This window comes from Streptomyces sp. CB02009, from assembly GCF_001905825.1.
Lineage (GTDB): Bacteria > Actinomycetota > Actinomycetes > Streptomycetales > Streptomycetaceae > Streptomyces.
Window position 1 is genome coordinate 1,135,755 of record NZ_LIVV01000002.1, and the last position, 23,851, is coordinate 1,159,605.

24 protein-coding genes are annotated in these 23,851 nt (G+C 73.6%); 14 read left to right on the plus strand and 10 right to left on the minus strand.

Annotated features, from left to right (window positions below; translation table 11 throughout):
• Window positions 1-211 precede the first annotated feature (211 nt).
• On the plus strand, window positions 212-1,303 hold the full coding sequence (locus AMK27_RS12105; RefSeq protein WP_073905431.1) for a fatty acid desaturase family protein: 1,092 nt from the start codon (window positions 212-214) through the stop codon (window positions 1,301-1,303).
• A gap of 87 nt (window positions 1,304-1,390) precedes the next feature.
• Window positions 1,391-1,954, plus strand: a complete 564-nt coding sequence (locus AMK27_RS12110) for an MOSC domain-containing protein (protein ID WP_073905434.1) — start codon at window positions 1,391-1,393, stop codon at window positions 1,952-1,954.
• A gap of 46 nt (window positions 1,955-2,000) precedes the next feature.
• On the opposite strand, the gene AMK27_RS12115 is transcribed toward AMK27_RS12110, so the two are convergent.
• The 5 genes from AMK27_RS12115 to AMK27_RS12135 form a co-directional block, all read right to left on the minus strand.
• On the minus strand, window positions 2,001-3,389 hold the full coding sequence (locus AMK27_RS12115; RefSeq protein ID WP_073905436.1) for a tannase/feruloyl esterase family alpha/beta hydrolase: 1,389 nt from the start codon (window positions 3,387-3,389) through the stop codon (window positions 2,001-2,003).
• Window positions 3,390-3,596: 207 nt separating this feature from the next.
• Window positions 3,597-4,631, minus strand: coding sequence for a hypothetical protein (locus tag AMK27_RS12120; protein ID WP_073905439.1), 1,035 nt, complete (start codon window positions 4,629-4,631; stop codon window positions 3,597-3,599).
• Window positions 4,632-4,793: 162 nt separating this feature from the next.
• Complete coding sequence (locus AMK27_RS12125; protein WP_073905442.1) at window positions 4,794-5,129, minus strand: hypothetical protein; 336 nt, start codon at window positions 5,127-5,129, stop codon at window positions 4,794-4,796.
• Between the two features lie 144 nt (window positions 5,130-5,273).
• A complete protein-coding gene (locus AMK27_RS12130; RefSeq protein WP_241847471.1) occupies window positions 5,274-7,097 on the minus strand; it encodes a bifunctional serine/threonine-protein kinase/glutamate ABC transporter substrate-binding protein in 1,824 nt (607 codons plus the stop codon).
• Window positions 7,098-7,224: 127 nt separating this feature from the next.
• Window positions 7,225-7,833, minus strand: a complete 609-nt coding sequence (locus AMK27_RS12135; protein WP_073905445.1) for a class I SAM-dependent methyltransferase — start codon at window positions 7,831-7,833, stop codon at window positions 7,225-7,227.
• A 177-nt stretch (window positions 7,834-8,010) separates the two neighbouring features.
• Here AMK27_RS12135 and AMK27_RS12140 point away from each other — a divergent pair, with 177 nt between their 5' ends.
• The 5 genes from AMK27_RS12140 to AMK27_RS12160 all read left to right on the plus strand — a co-directional run bounded on the left by AMK27_RS12140 (window position 8,011) and on the right by AMK27_RS12160 (window position 13,585).
• Window positions 8,011-8,838, plus strand: coding sequence for an MHYT domain-containing protein (locus tag AMK27_RS12140; protein ID WP_073905447.1), 828 nt, complete (start codon window positions 8,011-8,013; stop codon window positions 8,836-8,838).
• Between the two features lie 158 nt (window positions 8,839-8,996).
• Window positions 8,997-12,113 (plus strand): sensor histidine kinase, encoded by a 3,117-nt coding sequence (locus AMK27_RS12145; RefSeq protein WP_073905450.1) that lies wholly within the window; start codon window positions 8,997-8,999, stop codon window positions 12,111-12,113.
• Entirely contained in the window at window positions 12,110-12,544 is a 435-nt protein-coding gene (locus AMK27_RS12150; RefSeq protein ID WP_073905453.1) for a roadblock/LC7 domain-containing protein, read from the plus strand. Before AMK27_RS12145 ends, AMK27_RS12150 begins: the two co-directional genes overlap by 4 nt.
• A gap of 14 nt (window positions 12,545-12,558) precedes the next feature.
• A complete protein-coding gene (locus AMK27_RS12155) occupies window positions 12,559-12,975 on the plus strand; it encodes a DUF742 domain-containing protein (protein ID WP_073905455.1) in 417 nt (138 codons plus the stop codon).
• Window positions 12,956-13,585 (plus strand): GTP-binding protein, encoded by a 630-nt coding sequence (locus AMK27_RS12160; RefSeq protein WP_073905458.1) that lies wholly within the window; start codon window positions 12,956-12,958, stop codon window positions 13,583-13,585. Before AMK27_RS12155 ends, AMK27_RS12160 begins: the two co-directional genes overlap by 20 nt.
• Window positions 13,586-13,610: 25 nt before the next feature.
• On the opposite strand, the gene AMK27_RS12165 is transcribed toward AMK27_RS12160, so the two are convergent.
• Window positions 13,611-14,036: a PPOX class F420-dependent oxidoreductase gene (locus tag AMK27_RS12165; RefSeq protein WP_073905461.1), complete on the minus strand. Its 426-nt coding sequence runs from the start codon at window positions 14,034-14,036 to the stop codon at window positions 13,611-13,613.
• A gap of 151 nt (window positions 14,037-14,187) precedes the next feature.
• Between AMK27_RS12165 and AMK27_RS12170 the strand changes: the two genes are divergently transcribed.
• The 7 genes from AMK27_RS12170 (at window position 14,188) to AMK27_RS12200 (ending at window position 20,573) form a co-directional block, all read left to right on the plus strand.
• Window positions 14,188-14,601: a roadblock/LC7 domain-containing protein gene (locus tag AMK27_RS12170; protein ID WP_073905463.1), complete on the plus strand. Its 414-nt coding sequence runs from the start codon at window positions 14,188-14,190 to the stop codon at window positions 14,599-14,601.
• Between the two features lie 147 nt (window positions 14,602-14,748).
• Window positions 14,749-15,930, plus strand: a complete 1,182-nt coding sequence (locus AMK27_RS12175; protein WP_073905465.1) for a DUF6397 family protein — start codon at window positions 14,749-14,751, stop codon at window positions 15,928-15,930.
• 63 nt (window positions 15,931-15,993) lie between these two features.
• Window positions 15,994-17,541: an ATP-dependent DNA ligase gene (locus AMK27_RS12180; RefSeq protein ID WP_073905468.1), complete on the plus strand. Its 1,548-nt coding sequence runs from the start codon at window positions 15,994-15,996 to the stop codon at window positions 17,539-17,541.
• Between the two features lie 117 nt (window positions 17,542-17,658).
• Entirely contained in the window at window positions 17,659-18,036 is a 378-nt protein-coding gene (locus AMK27_RS12185; RefSeq protein WP_073906085.1) for a hypothetical protein, read from the plus strand.
• 294 nt (window positions 18,037-18,330) lie between these two features.
• Window positions 18,331-19,113, plus strand: coding sequence for a polysaccharide deacetylase family protein (locus AMK27_RS12190; protein WP_073905471.1), 783 nt, complete (start codon window positions 18,331-18,333; stop codon window positions 19,111-19,113).
• A gap of 378 nt (window positions 19,114-19,491) precedes the next feature.
• A complete protein-coding gene (locus tag AMK27_RS12195) occupies window positions 19,492-20,205 on the plus strand; it encodes a hypothetical protein (protein ID WP_073905473.1) in 714 nt (237 codons plus the stop codon).
• A complete protein-coding gene (locus AMK27_RS12200) occupies window positions 20,202-20,573 on the plus strand; it encodes a peptidase inhibitor family I36 protein (protein WP_073905475.1) in 372 nt (123 codons plus the stop codon). Before AMK27_RS12195 ends, AMK27_RS12200 begins: the two co-directional genes overlap by 4 nt.
• Window positions 20,574-20,669: 96 nt before the next feature.
• Here the strand turns inward: AMK27_RS12200 and AMK27_RS12205 are convergent, their stop codons facing one another.
• The 4 genes from AMK27_RS12205 to AMK27_RS12220 all read right to left on the minus strand — a co-directional run bounded on the left by AMK27_RS12205 (window position 20,670) and on the right by AMK27_RS12220 (window position 23,791).
• Window positions 20,670-21,857 carry a globin domain-containing protein gene (locus AMK27_RS12205; RefSeq protein WP_073905478.1) on the minus strand — a complete coding sequence of 396 codons (1,188 nt, stop codon included), beginning with the start codon at window positions 21,855-21,857 and terminating at the stop codon, window positions 20,670-20,672.
• Between the two features lie 70 nt (window positions 21,858-21,927).
• Entirely contained in the window at window positions 21,928-22,371 is a 444-nt protein-coding gene (locus AMK27_RS12210) for an RrF2 family transcriptional regulator (RefSeq protein WP_073905481.1), read from the minus strand.
• 36 nt (window positions 22,372-22,407) lie between these two features.
• Window positions 22,408-23,355, minus strand: coding sequence for a hypothetical protein (locus tag AMK27_RS12215; RefSeq protein ID WP_073905483.1), 948 nt, complete (start codon window positions 23,353-23,355; stop codon window positions 22,408-22,410).
• A gap of 37 nt (window positions 23,356-23,392) precedes the next feature.
• Complete coding sequence (locus AMK27_RS12220; RefSeq protein WP_073905486.1) at window positions 23,393-23,791, minus strand: SHOCT domain-containing protein; 399 nt, start codon at window positions 23,789-23,791, stop codon at window positions 23,393-23,395.
• Window positions 23,792-23,851 lie beyond the last annotated feature (60 nt).

Genomic DNA, 23,851 nt, shown 5'->3' on the forward strand with positions numbered 1-23,851 from the left:
GCACCCGCTCGACGAGGCTCCCGCCTCGCGTGATCCACGACACAGTCCTCACGGGGTGGGGATCGCCCCACCCCGTGCCCCCGGTGCACCCCCGACCGGGGACGGGTGGTGACGCCATGGCCCCGGACGATCACGGATCCGTAGCTTCTCGGTAGGCGCCCAACGACCGTCACCCCTATCGATTCGATGTCGACAGAATCCGGAGCCCGCCATGTCCCAGGCCACCGTCCTGCCCCCGGCAGCCGCCGCACCCGCCGCGGCGCCCGCCCGCTCCAGGGGCAGCAGCGAGTTCACCCCGCTCCTGCGGACGGTCAGGTCGCAGGGCCTCCTCGAACACCGCCCCGGCTGGTACGCCCGCGGCATCGCCGTCAACCTCCTCGGCATCGCCGCCGTCGTGGCCGGGCTCGCGCTGACCGGTCCGTCCTGGTGGGCGCTCCTCCTCGCCGTACCCCTGGCGCTGCTCTCGGCCAGGGCCGCGTTCGTCGGCCATGACGCGGGCCACGCCCAGATCACGGCGAACCGCAAGGCCGGCCGGATCCTCCAGCTGGTGCACGCCAACCTCCTCCTCGGCATGAGCCGCGAGTGGTGGAACGACAAGCACAACCGACACCACGCCCACCCCAACCACCTCGACAAGGACCCGGACGTCGCGGCCGACATCCTCGTCTTCGCCGAGCACCAGACGGCCGGCCGCACGGGGCTGCGCGGTTTCCTCACCCGTCACCAGGCGTGGCTGTTCTTCCCGCTGACGACCCTGGAGGGCATCGCGCTCAAGGTGTACGGGGTCCGGTCGCTGCTCGCCAAGGACGGGCCCTGCCCCTCCCGCCGGGAGCGGCTCGTCGAGGGCGCGCTGCTCCTCACCCACTTCGCCGGCTACACCGCCCTGCTGCTCACCCTGCTCACCCCGGTCCAGGCGCTCGTCTTCGCCCTCGTCCACCAGATGCTGCTCGGCGTGCACCTGGGCATGGCCTTCGCCCCCAACCACAAGGGCATGGAGCGGCCCGACGAGCACGCGGACGGCGACAGCTGGGGTCACCTGCGGCGCCAGGTGCTCACCTCGCGCAACATCCGGGGCGGCGCCCTGACCGACTGGTTCCTCGGCGGTCTCAACTACCAGGTCGAGCACCACCTCTTCCCGAGCATGCCGCGCCCGAACCTGCGTCTGGCCCAGCCGGCCGTCCGGGCCCACTGCGCCGCCCTGGGCGTCCCGTACACGGAGACCGGTTTCGTGGAGTCGTACCGCCAGGCCCTCGGCCACCTGCACGACGTGGGCGCGCCGCTGAGGTCCGAGTGGGCCGAGTAGGGTCGCCGACGGTCACCTGTGAGGTGATCATCGGTCCGGCGGTCGGTGCTCCGGCCGTCGGAAAGCGGAGAAGGGGAGCTCCTCGACATGAGCCATGACACGGTCAGCAGCACCGGTACGGTCACCACGGTCAGCAGCAACGGCACGTACACCTTCACCAAGCCCAACCGCGAGGGCATCACGCTCCTCGCCGGGCTCGGCGTGGAGGGCGACGTCCACGCGGGCGTGACGGTCAAGCACCGGTCGCGCGTCGCCCAGGACCCGACCCAGCCGAACCTGCGCCAGGTGCACCTCATCCACGCGGAGCTCTTCGACGACGTCGCCGGAGCCGGTTTCGAGGTCTCGCCCGGTGACCTCGGCGAGAACGTCACCACCCGGGGGATCGACCTCCTCGGCCTGCCCACCGGCACCCGGCTGCACCTCGGCGCGGAGGCGGTCGTCGAGGTCACCGGACTCCGCAATCCGTGCGCCCAGATCGACACCTTCCGGCACGGGCTGCTCAAGCAGGTGCTCGGCCGGGACGAGAACGGGGAGATCGTGCGCAAGGCCGGGATCATGGGCATCGTCCTGACCGGCGGCGAGGTGCGCCCCGGCGACCCGATCCGCACCGAGCTGCCGGAGGGCCCGCACCGCCCGCTCGAGAAGGTCTGAGCGACCGGAGCCCGCGCACGACCGGGGTGGAACGGGCCCCCGGAGCTCAGCCCTCCAGGGCGCAGGAGTTGACCACGTCACCGTGCGCGGGCCGGGTGACGGTCCGGTCCGCCGGCGGAGCCGTACCCTCCTCGACCCAGCGCGTCAGCGCGTCGAACGCCGAGCGGTAGCAGGGCAGGATCGGACGCAGGCGGTCCGGATACGTGTCGTACAGGCCGTCGGTGTGCGTCCCGTCCTGCACCGTGTAGAACCGGTGCATCCCGCCTCGGCCCCGCGCGTCGATCATCCGGGTGTACACGGCGGAGTCGGTGGCGAGGGGCAGCAGCGTGTCGAGGTCGCCGTGGAGGGTGATGAGCGGCTTCCCGATACGACCGGTGAGCGCGACCTTCGCCACCGCGCGGTGCACGGAGGCCGGCCGGGACGCGTAGTCGTACGAGGCGTCCGAGGCGCAGGGAGCGAAGATCTGCTCCACGGTCCCGCCGGCGGTCGAACCGGGGCAGGCGGGGTCGTACGAGGGGTCGAACTCGGCCCGGAAGATCTTCTGCGTCAGGCCCCAGTACGCCTTCTCGTGGTACGGCCACAGGAAGCGCGACCCGGGCGCGAAGCCGGCCGCGACCAGATCCTCGTCGGAAGCCTGCCCGAGCGAACGGGCCACCGTCACCGGCAGGCTCGTCAGGAGGTTCGGCCCGCGCGAGGTCCACAGCACGCCCTCCCAGTCGACACCGCCGTCGTACAGCTCGGGACGGTTCTCCAGCTGCCAGCGCGTCAGGTAGCCGCCGTTGGAGATGCCCGTCATGTACGTGCGCTCCGGCGCGCTGCCGTAACGCTGCCGAACGGCCTTCTTCGCGGCCCGCGTCAGCTCGGTCACCCGGCGGTTCCACTCGGCGACCGCGTCGCCGGGACCGCGCCCGTCGGTGAAGAAGTCCGGTCCCGTGTTCCCCTTGTCGGTGGCCGCGTAGGCGAAGCCCCGGGCGAGGACCTGGTCGGAGATGAGCGCGTCCGTGGAGTACTGGCGCCGGGTGCCGGGAGCGCCGGTGACGACGAGGCCGCCGTTCCAGCGGTCGGGCAGCCTGATGACGAACTGCGCGTCGTGCGCCCAGCCGTGGGTGGCGTTGAGCCGTGAGTCGTCGGGGAAGTAGCCGTCGATCTGGACGCCGGGCACCCCCGACGGGTTGCGGGTCCCGAGGGCGGCGAGCCCGGCCTGGTCCGCGGTGTCGGTGTACGCCGTCCCCGCGAGCCCGGCGGTCGTGAGGTCCGCCAGGCAGGCGGACTCCTGGTGCTCGGCGCCGGGAACGTGGATCCGGTCCTGGCGCGCGCAGTGGGCGGCGGTGCCCGCCGCTGCCCGCTCCTCCGCCCCGGCGGGCCCCGCGGGGGCCAGGACGGTGACGGCGGTCAGGAGCGCGGCGAGCAGCGGAACGCCTGGGAACAGGCGCATGGAGGCCTCCGGGGGCGAGGGGAAGGGATGCGGCGCCACATCGTGCGACGCGCCCCCACCACCGGGCCATGGTCCCGGACCACACCTCGGCCACCGAGGTCGTGTGGAGCGGCGAGCGGAACTCGACCGGGAGTGGCCGCGCGCGACCCGGGTTCGACCGCGGACCGTGCCCGGTCGGGAGTCGACCGGCCCCCGACCGGCAGCCGGTCAGGAAGGCCGTACGGCCATCGCGTCGAGCCCCTCCAGGAGCGCGGGCAGCCGAGGACCGCGGGCCACCGGCAGGACCTCGCGCGGCAGCTCGTCGAGCAGGACGAAGGCCATGTCGTCCGGACGCGCCACCAGCGACCAGCCGGGGCCGTCCGCGCGCAACGTCCGCGCACCCCCGTCCGCACCGGTGTCGGTGGACCGCACGCGCCCGATCGGCGGCGGGTCCGCGAGGTAGCCGCGGAGCTCTTCGAGGGCCCGCCGGACTCCGGCATACGGATCGGCGACGGCGGCCGCGGCGGCGGCCGCACCGGTGGACACCGTGCCCCCGGCCGGGGTCTCCGCCGTCGCGGGCGGCGCGGCCTTCCTGGGGGAGGGCCTGTCGAACCAGGTCGTCGGCCTGGGCTCGGCCTCGGCCGGTGTCCCGGGCGAGGCGGCGGAGGGCGTCGAGGGCGAGGCGACGGCCGGCGTCGCGGGCCGGGACGCGACTGTCGCGGCGGACGGGGCCGCCGTCCCCGCGTCGGACGACGCGTCGTCCGTCACCTGGCTCCGCCAGGCGGACCACTGGAGCGCCACCTCGTCCGCGCCGAGGCGCCGCTGGGCAGGACCCCACACATCGCCGGACGGCGGAGCCAGCGGGGCCGGGTCGCCCTCCTCCGGCTCCGGGTCGTGCGGCGCCGGCACACCGGGCGCGCGTGTCACCACCTCGAGCGGCCAGCCCGGCAGTCCGGCGACCACTGAGGCCTCGTCGGGGGAGAGGTCGTACGCCATGCCGCAGTCCCAGGAGGAGATGGCCACCGCGACGAGCGACACGTCGTCGACGACGACCGTCCACCGCGCGCCGAGCCCGTCCTGACCGAACACGAGCCCGTATCCCTCGACGTACGGCTGGAGTCCGAGCGCCGCGCACGCCGCCGGGTAGTCGTCACCGAGCACGCTCGGGAAACGCGCGGGCGTCAGCAGTGCCGCGGTCAGCACGAACAGCGCGTCGGCAGCGCCGTCGGCCTCGGCCTCGGCGATCGGGTCCGTCCCAGCCACGCATGCCTCCCCATCTGGTTGTCGGCGCACCTTAACCAATGAGTAGGGAGCCCTGTCCATAGCCCGGCGTCGTGACCTGCGTCGCCGGACGGGCTCGGGTCGGAGAAAGGGCCGCGGCGCCGCCATGGCTCCGGCGCCCGGGCCCGCCCCGTGCCGCGAGCCCTACGCGCCGGCCGCCGGTCGCCGCGTCGGGTCCTCCCGGAGGCCCAGGAGCGAGCGGGCCACGGCCCTCGGTGACTCGTTGCGTTCCCGGGCGAGGGTGAGGAGGGCTCGGCAGGCCAGTTCGTTGACCCCGAAGGACAGCATGCCGGGGGAGACCCGGCTGGCCGCCTCCTCCGCCCGCGCCGGATCGTCCTCGGCGCAGGCGGCCACGTACTCGGCGGCCGCCTCGAAGAGGTTGTGCCCCTGCCGGGGGCGCGGTGGCGCCGGCGCGGTCGCCTGGGGTGCCCGCCGGGCGGACGGAAGGATTCTGCGCAGTCTTTCGGGTACCCGTGCCACGCCGCACCGCCTCTCCCGGGCACGACTGCCCGGCACATCCACGGTAGTCAGTGAAGTGCCGGGAAAGAAGGGTGCGTTGGGGTCCGCTAGGGGGTGCCTTGTCGATCAGGCCCCGCGAGCCCGGCATGATCGACAAGGCACCCCCTAGGAAGCCCCGCCGCTGGTGGACCACTGCTGGACCGGTGGCGAGGCGTTCTCCAGGAGCGGGAGGTTCCTCTCGACGGCCTTCTTCCAGGAGCCGTCGTCGATCATCCTCTGCACCGCCCGCCGGACGGTGCCCTTCGCGTCGCCGCCCTCCGGAACGCCGATGCCGTAGGGCTCGTCGCTGACGTCGAAACCGGCGAGCCTGAACCGCCCCTCGTACGCGTCGTTCGCGGCGTACCCGGCGAGCAGCGTGTTGTCGGTGGTGACGGCGTCGACGGCGCCCGAGGCGAGGTCGTCGATGCAGCGGGCGTAGCTGTCGTAGGTCACGACCTGTGCCTGGGGGGCCAGCTTCGTCCGGATCAGGAGCGCGCTGCTGCTGCCCGTGACCGTGCAGACCTTCCGGCCGTCGAGGTCGGCCGGGCGCTGGGTCGTGGTGTCGTCGGCGGGGAGCAGGACGTCCTGGTGGGCGACGAAGTAGGGACCGACGAAGTCGACCTTCTGGTCGCGCTGGGAGTTGAACGTGTACGTGGCCACGACGAGGTCGACCTCACCACTGACGAGGAGCGACTCGCGTGTGGAGCTCCGGGCCTCCTTCCACACGATGTCGGCGGGATCGTGCCCGAGGGCGCGGGCGACGTAGGTCGCCACGTCCACGTCGAGACCCGCGTGCGTGCCGTCGGGGTTCTTGAAGCCGAGTCCCGGCTGGTCGAACTTGACGCCGATGGTGATCCTGGGGCCGCCGCCGGTCGGGTTCGCCCCGGACGCCCCCGTGGAGGGGGTCGACGGCGAACCGGAGTCCTGACCGCTCGGCTTGCCCTCGACGCGGTCGCCCCCTCCGTCGTCCTTCTCGCCGCCGCCGAGCGGCAGGAGGTTCCACACGAGGACACCGCTGAGGACGACGGCCGCTCCTGCCGCCGCCGCGTACACACCGCCGCGCCGCTTGTGCGCCGTGGGCGGCCCGGACGGAACCGGGGGTGTGGGAGGGAAGGCGGTGGCGGTGTCCGCGCCCGCGTCGACGAGAGGGCGTCCGGCGGCCACGGCCGCATGAGGCGCACGGATGTCCGCCTCGACCTCGGCGAGCATCCGGTCGAGTGCCTCGCCGTCGGGGCGCGCCGCCGGATCACGTACGAGCACGCGCGTCAGGATCCGTGCCAGCGGCCCGGCCCGCAGGGGCGGCGGAACCTCCTCGCCGAGGACGGCCGCGAGCGTGGCCAGCGTGTTCGCGCGGCGCAGCGGGTGGCGGCCCTCCACCGCGACGTACAGCGTCAGGGCCAGCGACCAGAGGTCGGCGGCCGGTCCGCCCTCCTCGCCGCCGACGCGTTCGGGCGCCATGTAGTCGGGCGTGCCGATGATGGACCCGGCGGCGGTGAGGGCGGTGGCCCCGTGGATCGCCGCGATGCCGAAGTCGGTCAGGACCGGCTGCCCGTCGGGCCGCAGCAGGACGTTCGGCGGCTTGATGTCCCGGTGCTGGATGCCCACCGCGTGGGCCGCGCGCAGCCCCGCGAGGATTCCGCGCCCCAGTGTCGCCGCCTCGCCGACGGCGAGTACACCGCGGTCGAGGCGGTCCTGGAGGGAACCGCCGGGGACCAGCTCCATCACGAGCCAGGGGTACGTGCCCTCGCCGCCGTCCACGATGTGATGGATGGTCACCACGTGGGGGTGCGCCACGCGCGCGAGTGCCCGGGCCTCGCGCAGCACCCGGATCCGGAGTTCGCGCGCGGCCTCGGGGTCGTACTCGGCCAGCGCGGGGTCGGGCGGGCGGACCTCCTTGAGGGCCACCTCACGGTGGAGCGCCAGGTCCCGCGCGCGCCACACGGTGCCCATTCCGCCGCCGCCGAGCCGCTCCACCAGCTCGAACCGATCGTCGACCACCCGCGCCACTCACAGCCCCCTCAGTCGCACCGAGACCCCGCCTCGACTCTGCCACATCCGGGTGAGGGATCCGGCCGCCTCAGGCCTCCCGCTCGGCCATGGCCAGGTAGCGCGCGTTCTCGTCCACGTAGCTGACGAGCCGCCAGCCCGCCTCGGCGAGTACGGGGCGCAGCCGGGGTTCGGCGCGCAGGTCGTCCGGGGTGATCTGCCGGCCGTGGCGGGCCGCGAGGGCCGCCCGCCCGATCGGGTGGAAGAGCGCGAGCCGGCCTCCGGGCCGTACGACGCGGGCGAGTTCACGCAGACCGGCGACGGGCTCGGCGAGGTGCGAGACGAGTCCCGCCCCGAAGACCGCGTCGAGCGCGCCGTCGCGCACCGGCAGGTGCCCGACGTCGGTGAGGAGCAGTGCGGCCGTCCCGCTTGTGCCGCCGCGCCCGGCGGCGACGGCCCGCTCGAGCATCTCGGGGGTCAGGTCGGCACCGAGTACGGTGCCGGACGGGCCGACGGCGGCGCGGAGCGGCGTGAGGGCGCGCCCGGTACCGCAGCCCGCGTCGAGCACCGCGTCGCCCGGGCGCAGGCCGAGCTCCTGCACGGCGGCTGCGTACGCGGGCCCGTCGTCGGGGAACCGGGTGTCCCAGTCGGCGGCGCGGGAGCCGAAGAACTCTCGGACGTGTGTGGGGTCATCGCTCATGCGCCCATGATTCCGTACCCGGAGGAGTGACCGTCGAATGTGAACATTCTGTGCGCACCGACTGCGTGCACGTTCGAGCCCGGTGCGATCGTTCGGGATCCTCTCTCTGTCATATTCCATCAGCTTTCGAAATGCGCCCCTGGTGCGCCCCCTGATGCGCACTAGCGTCCCGGAGCCATGGGACACCTGGACCACGCCACCTTCGGCTGGCTGACACCTGCACTGTCGTACGCGATGGCCTGCGTCGGCGCCGCCCTCGGGCTGCGCTGCACCGTACGCGCCCTCGACGCGACCGGCCGCTCGCGGCGCAACTGGCTGCTCACGGCGGCCTCCGCGATCGGCACCGGCATCTGGACGATGCACTTCGTGGCGATGCTCGGCTTCGGCGTGACCGGTACCGACATCCGCTACGACGTTCCGCTCACCATCCTCAGCCTCGTCGTCGCGATGGCCGTCGTCGGCGTCGGGGTGTTCGCCGTCGGCTACGGACGCGACCGGGTCCGCTCGCTCCTGATCGGCGGACTCACCACGGGTGTCGGCGTGGCGAGCATGCACTACATGGGCATGGCCGCCCTCCGGCTCCACGGCGAGGTCCGCTTCGACCCCCTGCTCGTCGGCCTCTCGGTGGTCATCGCCGTGGTCGCCGCCACCGCCGCCCTGTGGGCGGCCCTCAACATCCACGCCCCCGCCGCCGTGGCCGTCGCCTCGCTCGTGATGGGCGCGGCCGTCAGCAGCATGCACTACACCGGCATGCTCGCGGTGGGGGTGGACGTGGCCCCTTCGACCGCCGCTCTCCCCGGCGCCACGGTCATGCAGTTCATCTTCCCGCTCGCCGTCGGCCTCGGCTCGTACCTCTTCATCACCTCCGCCTTCGTCGCCCTCTCGCCGACGGCCAAGGAACGCGCGGCGTACGCCTCCGCAGGCCGCCTCACCGACGACCGCGCGGTGGACGTCGCGCCCCCCGGCTTCCGGACCGCCGGATCCGCCCGTACGCATGCGAGCTGAGCCGAACTCCGTACACACGCGAGCCCCGTACCGAACCCCGTACACACCGCAGAGCCCCGTACACACGCGAGCCGGACCGAACCCCATACACGCGAGTCAGCTGGATCGAACCCCTCACGCCACGCACCAGAGACCGTCGCAGCCGGAACGAGGAGGCCATGCGAACTCCCCGCAGGACCAACGACGCCAAGGCGTCGGCGCCGCCGTCGGCGGCCGCGCGCGGGCGGCGCGCACACGCCGGGCCGCCCGCCGACGAGCCGGGCGAACCCACTGCCGAGGCCTTCCCCGGCACCGGGCACCCGGCCTCCACAGGACACCCGGACGCCGGTCGCACCCCCACCGGCGGTCGCACCCCCACCGGCGGTCGTGCGGCCACCACCGGGGGCCACGCCGCCGTCCACGGCCCGTCCGCGCCTCGTTCCGTCGCGTCGCACGGACTCGGCGCCCCGCGCGGCGGCCTGCGCCCCCGTACCGTCCGCGCCAAGATCGTCTCGCTCCTGATGGTCCCGGTCGTGTCGCTCCTCGCGCTGTGGGGTTTCGCCACCGTCACCACCGCCCAGGACGTCGCCCGGCTCCGCCAGCTCCAGCGGGTGGACGCCGAGATCCGTGAGCCCGTGACGGCCGCCCTCGCCGCTCTCCAGGCCGAACGGCGCGCCGCCGTACGGCAGATCGCGGCCCCCGGCGCGACCAGGGCCGCCGAGCTCAAGGACCGGATCCGCCGCACGGACGCAGCCGTCGACCGCCTCCGCCTGGACGACACGCACACGGTCGGCGACACCGGGGACCTCCCCGGCGACGTCGGGCGGCGGGTCAGCGCCTTCGTCGGCAAGGTCGCCGGCCTCGCCCGGCTCCGTACCGCCGCCACCGACGGCCGCGCCGACGGGAACCAGGTGTACGAGGAGTACACCGCGGCCGTCTCCGCCGCCTTCGCCGTCGGAGGCGCCCTCACCGGCATCCAGGACACCCGGCAGGGCTCCGACGCGCGCGTACTCCTGGAATTCGGCCGCGCCGGCGAGATGCTGTCCCGCGAGGACGCGCTCCTCACCGTCGCCCATCTCACCGGCCGGTTCTCGGAGGAGGGCCTCCGCGCCTTCTCGGGAGCCGTCGAGACCCGGCGCACCCTCACCGCCTCGGCCACCGCCGACCTGCCCGCCGCCGAACGCGCCGCGTGGGACCGGCTCGCCGCCGGCGGAGACCACGCGCGGCTCATCCGGGCCGAGGACGGCGTCCGCGCCGAGAGCCCCGGCCGCACCGCCGCCCAGGCGGTCCCCAGCGCCGACTGGGACGACACCCTCGCGGCCGTACGGACCGGACTCGCCACGATCGAGACCGACGCCCGAGCCGCCGCGGCCGACCGCTCCGACCCCTTCGCCGGAGGAGTGCTCACCGCGGGCGGCGCCGCGGTGACCTTCGGCCTCGCGGCCGTGGCCGCCTCCCTCGTCATCTCCGTCCGGATCGGTCGCGGCCTGGTCGTCGAACTCGTCAGCCTCCGCAACACCGCCCTCGGTATCGCCCGCGGCAAACTCCCCGACGCCATGCGCCGGCTGCGGGCCGGGGAGGAGATCGACGTCCAGGCCGAGACCCCGCCCGGGCCCGTCTCCCAGGACGAGATCGGCCAGGTCGGCGAAGCCCTCACCACCGTCCACCGGGCGGCCCTCTCGGCCGCCGTGGAACGGGCCGAACTCGCCAGCGGCATCTCCGGCGTCTTCGTCAACCTCGCCCGCCGCAGCCAGGTCCTCGTCCACCGACAGCTCAACCTCCTGGACAGCATGGAGCGGCGCGCCGACGACCCCAACGAACTCGGCGACCTCTTCCGGCTCGACCACCTCACCACCCGGATGCGCCGTCACGCCGAGAGCCTCATCATCCTCTCCGGCGCCGCCCCCGGCCGCGCCTGGCGGATGCCCGTCCCCCTCACCAACGTCGTCCGCGCCGCCGTCTCCGAGATCGAGGACTACGCGCGCGTGGAGGTGCGCCGACTCCCCGAAACGGCCGTCGTCGGCGGCGCCGTCGCCGACCTTACCCACCTGCTCGCCGAACTCATCGAGAACGCGGCCCAGTTCTCCCCGCCCCACACCAAGGTCCGGGTCAGCGGCGAGCCCGTCGGCAACGGGTACGCCCTGGAGATCGAGGACCGGGGACTCGGCATGGGCAAGGACACCCTCGCCGAGGCCAACGCCCGCATCGACCAGTCCGAGGCCCTCGACCTCTTCGACAGCGACCGGCTCGGTCTCTTCGTGGTCAGCAGGCTCTCCTCCCGCCACGACATCAAGGTCCAGCTGCGAACCTCCCCGTACGGCGGCACCACGGCCGTCGTCCTGCTGCCCACCGATGTCCTCCAGGGCGCCCTGCCCCCGGGCCGAGCCGCGGGAGCCACCGGCCACGGAACCGACACACCCCACGACGGAAGCCCACAGGTCCGCGATCCCCGCGCGGCCGCCCCCGGCCGGGGAGAGCCGGGCCCGGACCACCGGCAGAGCGGCGACGAGCGGACGACGGGCGACCGGTCCCGCGCCGACGGGGCCGGCTCCCACCGCCTCGGCTCCGACCCGCGCACGGACGAGGCGCGCGCCGCACGCGAACGCGAGGAGGCGCAGCGCGCCGAGGCCCGCCGCTTCAGCCGTCCCCAGGTGTCCCGTCCGCAGGCGCAGGCCGGTCCGCCGGCTCCCGTTCTCGGCGGCCCCGCGGGGCCCGTTGCCGCGTCCCGCAGGACCGCGCCGCAGCCGCCCGCCGGGGCACGGCCCGGGAACCTGCCCAGGGAGACGAGCGGATCCCGGCCGCCGGTCCCGCCGCAGGCTCCCGCGCCCGCGCGCCCGCAGTCCCTGCCCCGCCCGACCGCCGTGCCCGCGCTCGCCGCGCCCGCGGAACCCGGCCCACCACCCGCCGGGGTCACCGAACTGCGCCGCCGCGGGCCCTCCGTCCCGCCGCCGACCAGGCAACAGCAACCCGGCACGCCCGCGGGTGCCGCCCGTCGCGCCGGACACGGTGACGACGCGGAGGGCGAGCTGCCGCGCCGGGTACGGCAGGCGAGCCTGGTCCCGCAGCTGCGCGAAGCTCCCGCCGCGGCGCCCGTGTTCGTACCGACCGAGCAGGGCACGGACCCCCGCACCCCGGAGGTCGTGCGGGACCGCATGGCGGCCTACCGCGACGGCTGGCAGCGGGGCGGCGGCGCGGCCCCGGGCAGCAGACGCCCCCTCGGCACGGGCACCGGTCACGAACCCGGCCACGGCACGACCCCCCTCGACGACCCCCGCCCCGAAGGAGACCAGTCATGATCGACCACGAGAGGATCTCCCACCACCGGTCCGGCGAGCTCGACTGGCTCCTCGACGACCTCGTGATGCGGGTGAGGGAGGTCCGCCACACCGTGGTGCTCTCCAACGACGGACTCGCCGTCGGGGCCTCCAACGGTCTCAGCCGCGAGGACGCGGAACACCTCGCCGCCATCGCCTCCGGCTTCAACAGCCTCGCCAAGGGAGCGGGCCGCCAGTTTCACACGGGCGGGGTCCGCCAGACCATGGTCGAGATGGACGACGGCTTCCTCTTCGTCGCCGCGGCAGGCGACGGTTCCTGCCTCGCCGTCCTCGCCTCGGTGAGCGCCGACATCGGTCTCATCGCGTACGAGATGGCCCGTCTCGTCAAGCGTGTGGGCGAGCACCTGCACACCCCGCCGCGGCTCACGGTGACCCCGCCGGCCGTCGGCTGACCCGGAGAAGGCCCATGAACGAGGACAGCACCGGCGGCGGCCCGTCCGTGCCGGGCAGTCAGTGGTACGACGCCGACGCCGGTCCGCTCGTGCGCCCGTACGCGATGACCGGAGGCCGGACGAAACCCGGGCCGAGCAACGTACGGTTCGACCTCATCGCCCTCGTCGTCGTCGACGACGACCCGCCCGGACCTTCCGAGGAATCCCTCCTCGGCCCCGAGCACCGGTCCCTGCTCGCCCTGTGCCGGGCCGAGACCCAGTCGGTCGCGGAGCTCTCCGCCGACGCCGACCTGCCCGTCGGCGTCGTCCGGGTCCTCCTCGGCGACCTCCTCGAATCGGGCTTCGTACGGGTCAGCCGGCCCGTCCCGCCCGCACAGCTCCCCGACGAAAGAATCCTGAGGGAAGTAATCGATGGCCTACGAGCGCTCTGAGAGCACCGGCACGGACGACGGCGGGGAGGACGGCGCGGACACCACCGCCCTCGCCCTGAAGATCCTGGTCGCCGGTGGGTTCGGCGTGGGGAAGACCACCCTCGTCGGCGCGGTCAGCGAGATCCGGCCGCTCCGCACGGAGGAACAGCTCAGCCGTGCCGGAGAGTCGGTCGACGACACCGGGGGAGTCGACCAGAAGACCACCACGACCGTCGCCATGGACTTCGGCCGCATCACCATCCGCTCCGGTCTCTCCCTGTACCTCTTCGGGACTCCCGGTCAGGACCGATTCTGGTTCCTGTGGGACGAGCTGTCGCAGGGCGCGCTCGGCGCCGTCGTCCTCGCCGACACCCGGCGGCTCGAGGACTGCTTCCCGGCCGTCGACTACTTCGAGCACCGGAAGATACCGTTCGTGGTCGCGGTCAACTGCTTCACGGGCGCGCGTACGTACGGCGCGGCCGACGTCTCCCGCGCACTCGACCTGGACCGGGGCACCCCCGTCGTGCTGTGCGACGCGCGCGACCGGGACTCCGGAAAGGAAGTGCTCATCCGGCTCGTCGAGTACGCCGGGCGGATGCACACCGCCCGGCTCCTCGACACCGTCGGCTGAACCGCCGCACCGCGATTTGGGCCGGTCAGTCGGCCACGCCGGCCTGGGCGATCACCTTCTCGATCCGCACCCGGACGAGGAGTTCGCCGGGGACCGCGTTGCGCTCCCCGAACTCGTCCGCCCGCTCCTCGCCCATGTAGCGGGCGCCGATGCGGCCGGCCCAGCGGCGCAACTCCGCCGGGTCCTCCGTGAGTCCCGCGCGCCCGCTGAGCGAGACGAAGGCGAACGGCGGGGTGTCGTCGTCGACGCACAGGGAGACCCGTCCGTCGCGCGCGAGGTTGCGGCCCTTCACCGTCTCCTTGCCCGTGTTGAACACGAACTCGTCCCCGTCCAGGAGGAACCAGATGGGTACGACGTGCGGACTGCCGTCGTCTCGCACGGTCGCCAGCTTGCCGGTACGGGTCCCCTCGGACACGAACGTCCGCCACTGGGCATCGCTCATCCTCGTCATGCCCCCATCCTGCGGCACGCGCGGGCGTGGTGCAGTGCTTGCCCTGTTCACGACAGTGCGTAAGGCTTGCGGCGATACGGCGGACCGCTGCGGCACGAGGACCACGGGACAACCGGGCCACGGGGCGCACCACCCAGGGGGAGGACCACTGATGGCGTTGGACAAGGGACTGGACTGGCTGCTCGACGACCTGACCCAGCGAGTCGGGTTCATACGGCACGCGCTCGTGCTGTCGAACGACGGCCTGGTGACGGGCGCGAGCAGCGGACTCGCCCGTGAGGACGCCGAACACCTCGCGGCCGTCTCCTCGGGACTGCACAGCCTCGCCCGTGGCTCGGGCCGGCACTTCCGGGCGGGCCGGGCACGCCAGACGATGGTCGAGTTCGACGAGGCGCTGCTCTTCGTGACGGCGGCGGGCGAAGGCAGCTGCCTGTGCGTCCTGAGCGCGGCGGAGGCGGACGTCGGCCAGGTGGCGTACGAGATGACGCTGCTGGTCAACCGCGTCGGCGAGCACCTCGGCGTGGCCGCCCGCCAGCCGGGGCGCCCGGAGGGCGGCCTGATCTGACGCCTCGGGCGCCGTCCCGGAGCGGTTGTCCACAGGCGGTTGTCCACAGGCCGTGCGAGCCTGGTCACTCTGCGTTACGTTCTCGGTGGCGGGTCGGATCGATCCGCGACACGGAGAGCACACGGACGTACGGGGGAGGGCCACGCGATGACGGTGGACGAGAGGACGCGCACGGCGACGGTGACGCCGGGGCGGGCCGCAGAGGAACTGGAACTGGGGCGCGACGAGTTCCGGCTCGCCGTCCAGCTCGGCCTGGTGAGGACGGTCCCCGCGGGGGAGAGCGGACGACGGCGGGTCGAGCGGCGCGAGCTCGACCGGCTCAAGGCCGCGCCCGACTTTCCCGCCGGGCTGCGCGACCGGGTGCGCGCGGTCGGCACGACGGAGGCCGCGGCGCTCCTGGGAATCACCCCGGAGCGCTTCACCCGGCTGGCCCGGACGGGCCACGTCAGTCCTGTGCGGTTCTCCCTCAACCGCTACCGGGCGGTGGTCTGGACGTATCTCGCGGAGGAGGTCGCCGGATTCGGCCTCGCCTGCCCGGCGCTCCTCACCGGGCGGTTGCCCCTGGAACTGCGCGAACGTCTGGCCGCGCAGGAGGACCTGCGCCCCAGGAACTGGCGGGCACGGCGGCTCGGCGTGCTCCTCCGGGCCACGGACGATCCCTGGGCACAGGCCGCCGCCGTGGCCTCGATGCTGGACCCGGTCCAGCTGGCCGAGGTCGTCGACGACCCGTACGAGCGCGCCCACCTCGACAGGCTGCGCCCGCCGGAGCCGCCCGGAATGCCGGTGCGGGCGGCAAGCCGCGACATCGCCGAGCGGCTCACGCGGGCCGACGACCCGGACGAGATCCTCTGGCACCGCCTGAGTCTGGCCCTTGCGCTCGACGAGGCCCGGGCAGCGCAGGCCGCGCCGCATCCCGGCGACGCGGGCCGTTCGGGTGCGGCCGGGGAACGGCCGGGTGTCGGGACGTCCGCGCGGAAGCGCCGGCAGCAGGCTCCGACCATGGCGTCCGCCCTGCTCCCGCCGGCCCTGCCGCACGCACTGCGGCTACCACCGGTCAGGCCTGCAGCGGCTGCGCCGCTTCAGCCTTCAGCCGCAGGCGCTGCCCCATCCCCAGCCACTGCCACATCCGCAGCCGCAGCGCCTGTTCCGGCTTCGACTCCGGCGTGGGTCCCTGCTTCGGTTCCCGTTCCTGTGGGCCGGCCGGCCGCGCCTGAGCGTCCGCCGAGCCGTCCGGCCGCGCGCGCCAGGCTTCTCGACCGGCTGCGGCGCAGGAGGGCCGCGAGCGGCGGGCGGGTCGGTGGACGGAAGCGCCCGGCGGCGTGGCCCTGACGGTGACGCGCGGCGGGGGACGCGCGGCGTGCGGCGCGGGCGCGGGGTGGGCAGGATGGGCTCATGCTGCTCGCCCGTGTTGCGGAGGTGTCCCGGGAGGTCGCCGCCGTGTCGGCGCGCTCGCGCAAGATCCGGCTCCTCGCCGATCTGTTCGCGGAGGCCGAGCCCGAGGAGAGCCCCCTGGTGATCGCGTACCTCTCCGGCCGGCTCCCGCAGGGGCGGATCGGGGTCGGCTGGAGCGTGCTCAAGGAGGTGGCCCCACCCGCGGTGCCGCCCGCCGAACGGCCGGGGCTCACGCTCGGGCGGGTCGACGAGGCGATGACGGAACTCGCGGGGGTCTCCGGAGCGGGCTCCCGTGCCGAGCGGACCCGACTCGTCCACGCCCTGTTCGCCGCGGCCACCGACGACGAACAGCAGTTGCTGCTGCGGCTGCTCACCGGGGAGGTCCGTCAGGGGGCTCTCGACGCCGTCGCCCTGGAAGGCGTCGCCCAGGCCGCTGCCGTGCCCGCCGCCGAGCTGCGGCGAGCCGTGATGCTCGAAGGCTCGCTTCCCCCGGTCGCGCAGGCGGTGCTCGCGGAGGGTGCCACCGCGCTCGACCGGTTCACCCTCCGGGTCGGCAACCCCGTGCAGCCGATGCTCGCGCACACCGCGGCCTCCGTCACCGAGGCGATCGGCGCTCTCGGGCCCTGTGTCGTCGAGGAGAAGCTCGACGGCATCCGCGTCCAGGTCCACCGACGCGGTGACGACGTCCGGGTGCACACCCGCTCGCTCGACGACATCACCGACCGGCTCCCCGAGGTGGTCGCGACCGCGCGGGCCGTCCCGGCCGACGGCTTCATCCTGGACGGGGAGGTGATCGCGCTCGACCCCGGCACCGGACGCCCCGTGTCGTTCCAGTCCATCGCGTCGCGGGTCGGATCCCGCACCGACGTCGCCGGGGCACGCGCGACGCTGCCGCTCACCGCGGTCTTCTTCGACGCGCTCGCGGCCGACGGCGAGGGGCTGATCGACCGGCCGGGCCGCGAGCGGCACGCGGTCCTCGCCCGGCTGCTCCCCGAACCCCAAAGAGTCCGCCGCCTCGTCGTCGCCGATCCCGCGGATCCGGCGCAGGTGGAGGCGGCCGAGCGGTTCCTCACCGACACCCTGGCCAGGGGACACGAAGGCGTGCTGGTCAAGGCGCTCGACGCGCCCTACGTGGCCGGCCGCAGGGGACGCACCTGGTTGAAGGTGAAGCCCGTCCACACCGTCGACCTCGTCGTGCTCGCCGTCGAGCGGGGCCACGGCCGCAGGACCGGGCTGCTCTCCAATCTGCACCTCGGCGCGCGTGCGGCGGACGGCGGCTTCGTCATGCTCGGAAAGACCTTCAAAGGACTCACCGACGACATGCTGCGCTGGCAGACCGAGCGGCTCGGTGAACTCGCGGTGGAGGACGACGGATTCACCGTGCGGGTGCGACCCGAACTCGTCGTCGAGATCGCCTACGACGGACTCCAGGCATCGACGCGCTACCCGGGCGGTGTCACTCTCCGCTTCGCCCGGGTCCTGCGTCACCGCCCCGACAAGCGGGCGTCCGAGGCCGACACCGTGGAGGACATCATCGGCCGCGCTTGAGCGGACGAGGGGCGTCCCTCGCGGGACGACGCCCCGCGAGGGATGCTGGAGGCGTGGCACGACGAGTGCCGGCACGACGAGCGCGGGGCGCCACGAGCGACCGGTGGCCGCGAGGAGATGAGCGACGTGTACGACTTGCACATCGACACCGACGTGACCGTGCAGCTCAGTGGCTGCAGCAGGGAGGACGCGCAGGCCGTCTTCGGCGTCCTCGACGGCGTCTACGAGCTGGAGGACATGTCGGCCCCGGGTCCCCGGGCCGCTGCCGTACCGTCCCCCACCGTCTGGACGGCCACCTTCGACACGGCCGGTGGGCGCCACCAGGAGGTGCGCCCGACCCATCTGACCTCCCCGGTCGGCGCCACGCTCAGCGGTGGCTACCACGCCGTCCACGAGGTCGAGAAGGTGCTTGCCGCCGGCTTCGACATCCAGTCCCAGCAGTCCGTCTCCGGTGACCAGGAGACCGAGGCCCGACTGCTGCTGGCCTCCCGCTGAGGCCAGGGCGCCGACGCCGAGGAACCGAGCCCGAAGCGTCGACGCCGAGGAACCGACACCGAGCGCTGAACCCGAAGCGCTGAAGCGCGAACTCCCCGGACGGAGCGGACGGGCGCCGTCCGGGGTTCACGTGTGCCCGCGGGCGGGACGGCCCCCCTCCCGCGTGCGTGAAGGACCCCCCCTGCCTTCCTCGGTATACACCGTGTGTAGAGTCGTCCGTCTGCCGTGAGTGCCGCCCTGACCAGGCGGTTTCCGGCCGTACCGAAGACATCACCGGGGAAAGTGGGTTCCACCATGTTCCGATCCAGGCTGGGCCGACGTAGGGGGACGGCCATTGCCCTGATCGCCGTGGCGTCGTTGGCGCTGACGCTCGGCGGCTGCGGAGTCGACACCGTCACTCCGCAGGACGCCCGGGCAGAGGGCGGAACGGACGACAAGGCGGGCGTCGGCCCCCGCGTCGACTGCGCCGAAGTCAAGTGCATCGCGCTGACCTTCGACGCGGGGCCGGGCAAGGACACCCCCCGGCTCCTCGACATCCTCAAGGAGAAGAAGGTGCCCGCGACCTTCTTCCTGCTCGGCAGCAAGCACGTCGACCGCTACCCGAAGGTGGTCAAGCGCATAGCCGACGAGGGCCACGAGGTCGCCAACCACACCTGGACCCATCGGATCCTCACCGATCTCGACGAGTCGGAGGTCCGCGAAGAGCTCTCCCGCACCCAGGACGCCGTCGAGAGGATCACCGGCCGGAAGCCCACGCTCATGCGCCCGCCGCAGGGCCGCACCGACGGAGCGGTGTCCGACGTCAGCAAGGAACTCGGGCTCGCCCAGATCCTGTGGAGCATCACCGCCAAGGACTACTCCACCACCGACTCCGCCCTCATACGGAAGCGGGTGCTCGAGCAGGCGCACGGCGACGGGATCATCCTGCTCCACGACATCTACGACGGCACCGTCCCGGCCGTCCCCTCCATCATCGACGAGCTCAAGCGGCGGGGCTTCACCTTCGTGACCGTGCCCGAACTGCTGGCTCCGGGCACGGCGGAACCGGGCGCTGTGTACCGCCCTGAGAAGGACTGACGAGAACCCCCGAAATCGGGTGAGCTGACTCACACCGCCCACAGGGGAACGCTCGGAACATTCGGGAAAGGTTCATCGTTCCTACGTATGTGACGCCGAAGGGGCCCGGTCCCCAAGGTCCCCCCCCCAGAGGTGACCGCTCTTCGCGTCACGGCAGATCGGCCCCGGTTGGAATCCCCCGTCCAACCGGGGCTCTGTCGTTCCCGGACCCCTTCCGCACGGCACGCCACCGGCGCGTGAGGGGCGCGCACCCCGGCGCGTTCGACCCGTTCGAGTGAGCCGCGGCATGGTGGCTCCCCCCTCGGGCAGTGATCATCCCGAGCGTCGAGACGATCACTCGCCGACCGCTCCGACCAGGGACGATCGAAGGGGGACCCCATGTTCCGCACCACCTCGCGCACCCGCTGCGCGCTCCTGACCGCAGCCGCCGCGCTCCTGCTGTCCGGCTGCACCGCCGTCGGGCCCGGAGCCCCCGCGCACCCCGGTGTCCCCTCCGGCAAGGCAGCCCAGGACGCGCTCCTCAAGGCCGCCGAGCACCGGCTCGTCGTGGACTGCCTGAGCGGACGGGGGCTCTCGCTGACCTCCAGGCCCCGTGCCCCGGACGAGGATCTCGAGCTCCAGTCGGCGCTCTTCGGTGCCGGTCCCCGGGAGCTCTCCGTCACCCTCGCCACGGGTGCCACCGTCACCGCCCACGAGGACGGTTGCGTCGCCGGCGCCCGACAGCGGCTCTACGGCGATCAGCGCCGCTGGTTCCGGGCACAGGTCGTCGTCGACAACCTCCGGGCCGAGGCTCAGGCCCGGATGCGTGACGACCCCGCCCACCGAGCCGCGCTCGCCCGGTGGACCCGGTGCGTGACGCCACCCGGCAGTCCCCGCCCCGACCGTCCCGATCCGGCCGTCGCCACCCGCTGCTCCCGCGAGAGCGGACTCGACGAGGTCCGCGAGCGGCTCGAGGCCGCCGAGCTGGCCGCGGTGCGCGCGCTGCGCCGGGACGAGCTCACCGCATACCGGCAGCTGCGCGACCGCGCACTGCGGCAGGCAGTCGAACTGCCCGCGCCCACCCACCCGAAGAAAGGCACCACCCCCTCGTGAAGCGACTTCTCGTCACCACCGCGGCGGCCCTGTTCGCCGCCACCGCCGGTCTGGCCCTCGCGACCTCCGCCGGCGCGGCGGAATGCCCGAGCGGTGAGTTCTGCGTCTGGCAGAACTCCGACTTCGGCGGCCAGCGCGCCAACTGGAGCGGGGACGACGGCTGGTGGGAGAGCTGGATCTCCGACACCGACTCCTCCTGGGCCAACCACGGCATCTCGGGACCCGGCATCAAGGACCACGTCAAGGTCTACGAGAGCGCCTGGCAGGGCGGCAGCATGACCATCTGTCTCGCCCCCGGCCAGGAGGTCGGCTACAACGGCGCCGCCAACGACCGGGGTGACTCCCACACCTGGTCGATGGGCTGCTGACACCCGCTCCACACGCCCCTCCCCGCGTCGTGGAACGGCGGCCGACCGTACCCCTCCCCGCAGCTCGGCCGGGCGGGGAGGGGTGCGGCGGGGTCGTCAGTTCCCGTCGCCGAGCCACAGGTCGGGACCGAAGACCTCGTAGTGGATGCCGGCTGCCGCCACGCCCCGGCCGACGAGATCGCCGCGGACCGCGCGGAGGAAGGGCAGCGGCCCGCAGAGGTACGCCGTGACGTCGGCCGGCAGATCGAGCGCCGTGACGTCCGCGCGGCCCGGCAGGGCTCCGGAGTCGCCCGGCTCCTCGTACCAGAGGTGCAGGGTCCCCTGCGGCAGCGCGTCCACGAGGCGGCGGAGTTCGGCGGCGTGCGCGTGGGCCTCGGGCGTGCGGTCGGCGTGGACGACGATGACCGGCCGGGTCGACCCCGTGGCCGCCAGGTGGTCGAGCATCGCCAGCATCGGGGTGCTGCCGATTCCCGCGGAGGCGAGCAGCAGCGGGCCGTCGCCCTCCGGCAGGACCAGGTCGCCGAACGGGGCGGAGACCTCCACCGTGTCGCCCGCGCGCGCGTGGTCGTGCAGCCAGGACGAGACCTCGCCCGCCGGGTCGCCGGCGACCCGCTTGACGGTGATCCGCCACTGCGGGCGGCCGGGCGCGGCGGACAGGCTGTACTGGCGGATCTGCCGGGCACCGTCGGGCAGGGTGACCTGGACGCTCACGTACTGGCCCGGCCGGAACGCCGCCGTGGGCGTACCGTCGGTGTGCCGCAGGACGAACGAGACGGTGTCGGACGTCTCCTCCCGCCGCTCGGCGATCTCCATCGACCGCCACACCTCGCCCTCGGCGACACCGGCCCGCTGGTAGAGCCGGGTCTCCACCGCGATCAGCGCGTTGGCCATCAACCAGTACACCTCGTCCCACGCTCGTGCGACGTCGGGCGTGACCGCGTCGCCGAGGACCTCGACGATCGCGGCGAAGAGGTGCTCGTGCACCGTCTTGTACTGCGCGGAGGTGACGCCGAGCGAGGCGTGCTTGTGCGCGATCCGCGTCAGCATCACGTCGGGACGCTCCTCCGGCCGGTCGAGGAGGGCGACGGCGAAGGCCGCTATGGAGCCCGCGAGCGCCTGCCGCTGCTCGCCGCTCGCCTGGTTGCCCCGGTTGAACAGATCGCGCAGGAGATCGGGATGGGCGGCGAAGAGGCGGGCGTAGAACCTCTCGGTGATCCGGTCGAGCGCGCCGCCGACGGCGGGCAGGGTGGCGCGGACGACCGGGACGGCCTGCTCGGACAGCATGGGAACTCGCAATCTGGTAGATCATCTGCGTATTTAAAGGTGCGCGTGCGCGCCGTCGGGCGGGCACGGTTCAGGGGGTGGGGCGCGGGGTGAGCGAGAGGAGCAGTGGGCCGGTGGGGGATGCGACCAGCTCCGCCACGGTCAGCGGGTCGAGCGCGCGGTAGAAGGCCTCCTGCGCCTCGCGCAGCGCCCCCCGCAGGCGGCAGGCGCTCCGCAGGGGGCACGGGGGGTCGCCTTCGCAGGCGACGACCTCCTCCTCGCCCTCCAGGGTGCGGGCCAGCCAGCCCACCGAGGAGCGGCGGCCCCGTTCGGTGAGGGCCAGACCGCCGCCGCGGCCGCGCCGCGCCTCGACCACGCCGAGGTGCTGGAGCCGGGTGACCACCTTCGCCATGTGGGCGTACGGCACGTCCATCGACTCCGCCACCTCTCGGGTGGTGACGGATTCCTCCGGTGCGGTGACCGCCAGGCGCATCACGGCGCGGAGTGCCAGGTCGGTGAACTTCGTCAGCCTCACGCCAGGACCGTATCAAAGCAGCATCCGGCATGCGCATTAAGGGGTGCGGTGTCCGTGCCGAGAGCGTCGTCGGTAGTGCCGCCACAGCCACCAGCCGCCCGAGACCAGGCAGCTGGTGGTGAGGACGATCCCCACGACCGGCCACCGCCCGCCCGCGATGTGGATGTCCGTGACGATCACCAGGAAGAGGGCGACCGCCGGCAGCACGACGGAACCGGCGGCCTTCAGGCCCGTGCGCGCCATGACGGGGTCGAGCCGGCGACCGCGCGGGGAGCGCGGGTCGGGTGAGCCGGCGTAGAAAACCGTGGCCCGGTCGGTCACGCGGGTGGTTCCCCGGTAGTACCCGACGGCCATGTACGGGAGCCAGACCAGCGGTGCCACCAGGCCGATCAGGAACACGGCGCCGAGGAGCGCCCACCTGCCGACGCGGACCCATCGGCCGACCGCCTCGTCCGGTGTGACGAGGCCGAGGAGCCTGGCCATCCGGACGATCAGGTCCCGGAACGCCGCCACGCGCCCCCGGTCGCCTCCGCTCCCCGGCCGGGTCCCGGCCGGGTCGAGTGCGGCCCTCGCGGTCCCGGTGTCCTCGTACACCCCTTGCAGGACGAGGAGTTCGGCACCGCGCTGGGGGTCCGCGGGATCCAGCCCGTCGACGGCGGCGATCTCGAGGACGGTGCGCACCTGGGTGAGGAGCGCACCGCAGAAGGCCAAGGGGATGAGCAGCAGGAACGGGCCGCCGACAAACGCTCCCTCCGCCGTCACGGCCCGTCGTCCACGGGTCACGACCAGGCCGCGCAGGGCGGCCGCGTCGGCCCCGGGATGGGCCTCACGGAGGCGGGCGACGCTCGGCCCGGCCCCCGGGCCGAGATGGCGCAGAGCGAAGGACGCGAGCGACTCCGGAAGCCTGCCGGGCTCCGCCAGGACCTCCTTCAGGAGGGATCCGGCGAGCCCGGCGGCCGGTGCCGCCCGCGTCCTCTTCCGCACGTCCGTGCGCGCTCTCGTCTGGTGCTCGTCCCGGGCCTCAGGCCAGGACCTTGGCCTTCGCCTTCTCGAACTCCTCGGGCGTGATGGCGCCCTTGTCCTTCAGCTCCGCCAGCCGGGCGAGCTCGTGGGCCGCGCCGCCGGAGCCCTCCTGCGGGCCGGCGGTCTTGCGGATGTAGTCCTGGAACGCGGCCTCGCTCTCCTTGGCCCGCTTGACGTCACGCTCGCCCATGCTCTTGCCCCGGGCGATGACGTAGATGAGCACGCCGAGGTACGGGAGCACGATGCAGAGGATCAGCCAGCCGGCCTTGGCCCAGCCGTTCAGGGAGTGGTCCCGGAAGATGTCGCCGATCACCTTGAACAGCAGGAACAGCCACATGATCCAGAGGAAGAACCACAGCATGGTCCAGAAGAGATTGAGGAGAGGGTAGTCGTCCATTCCGGCGCACTCCGTTCCCGCACCGGCCGGGAGGCCGGGCATGGAGCGAGTTTCACCCAG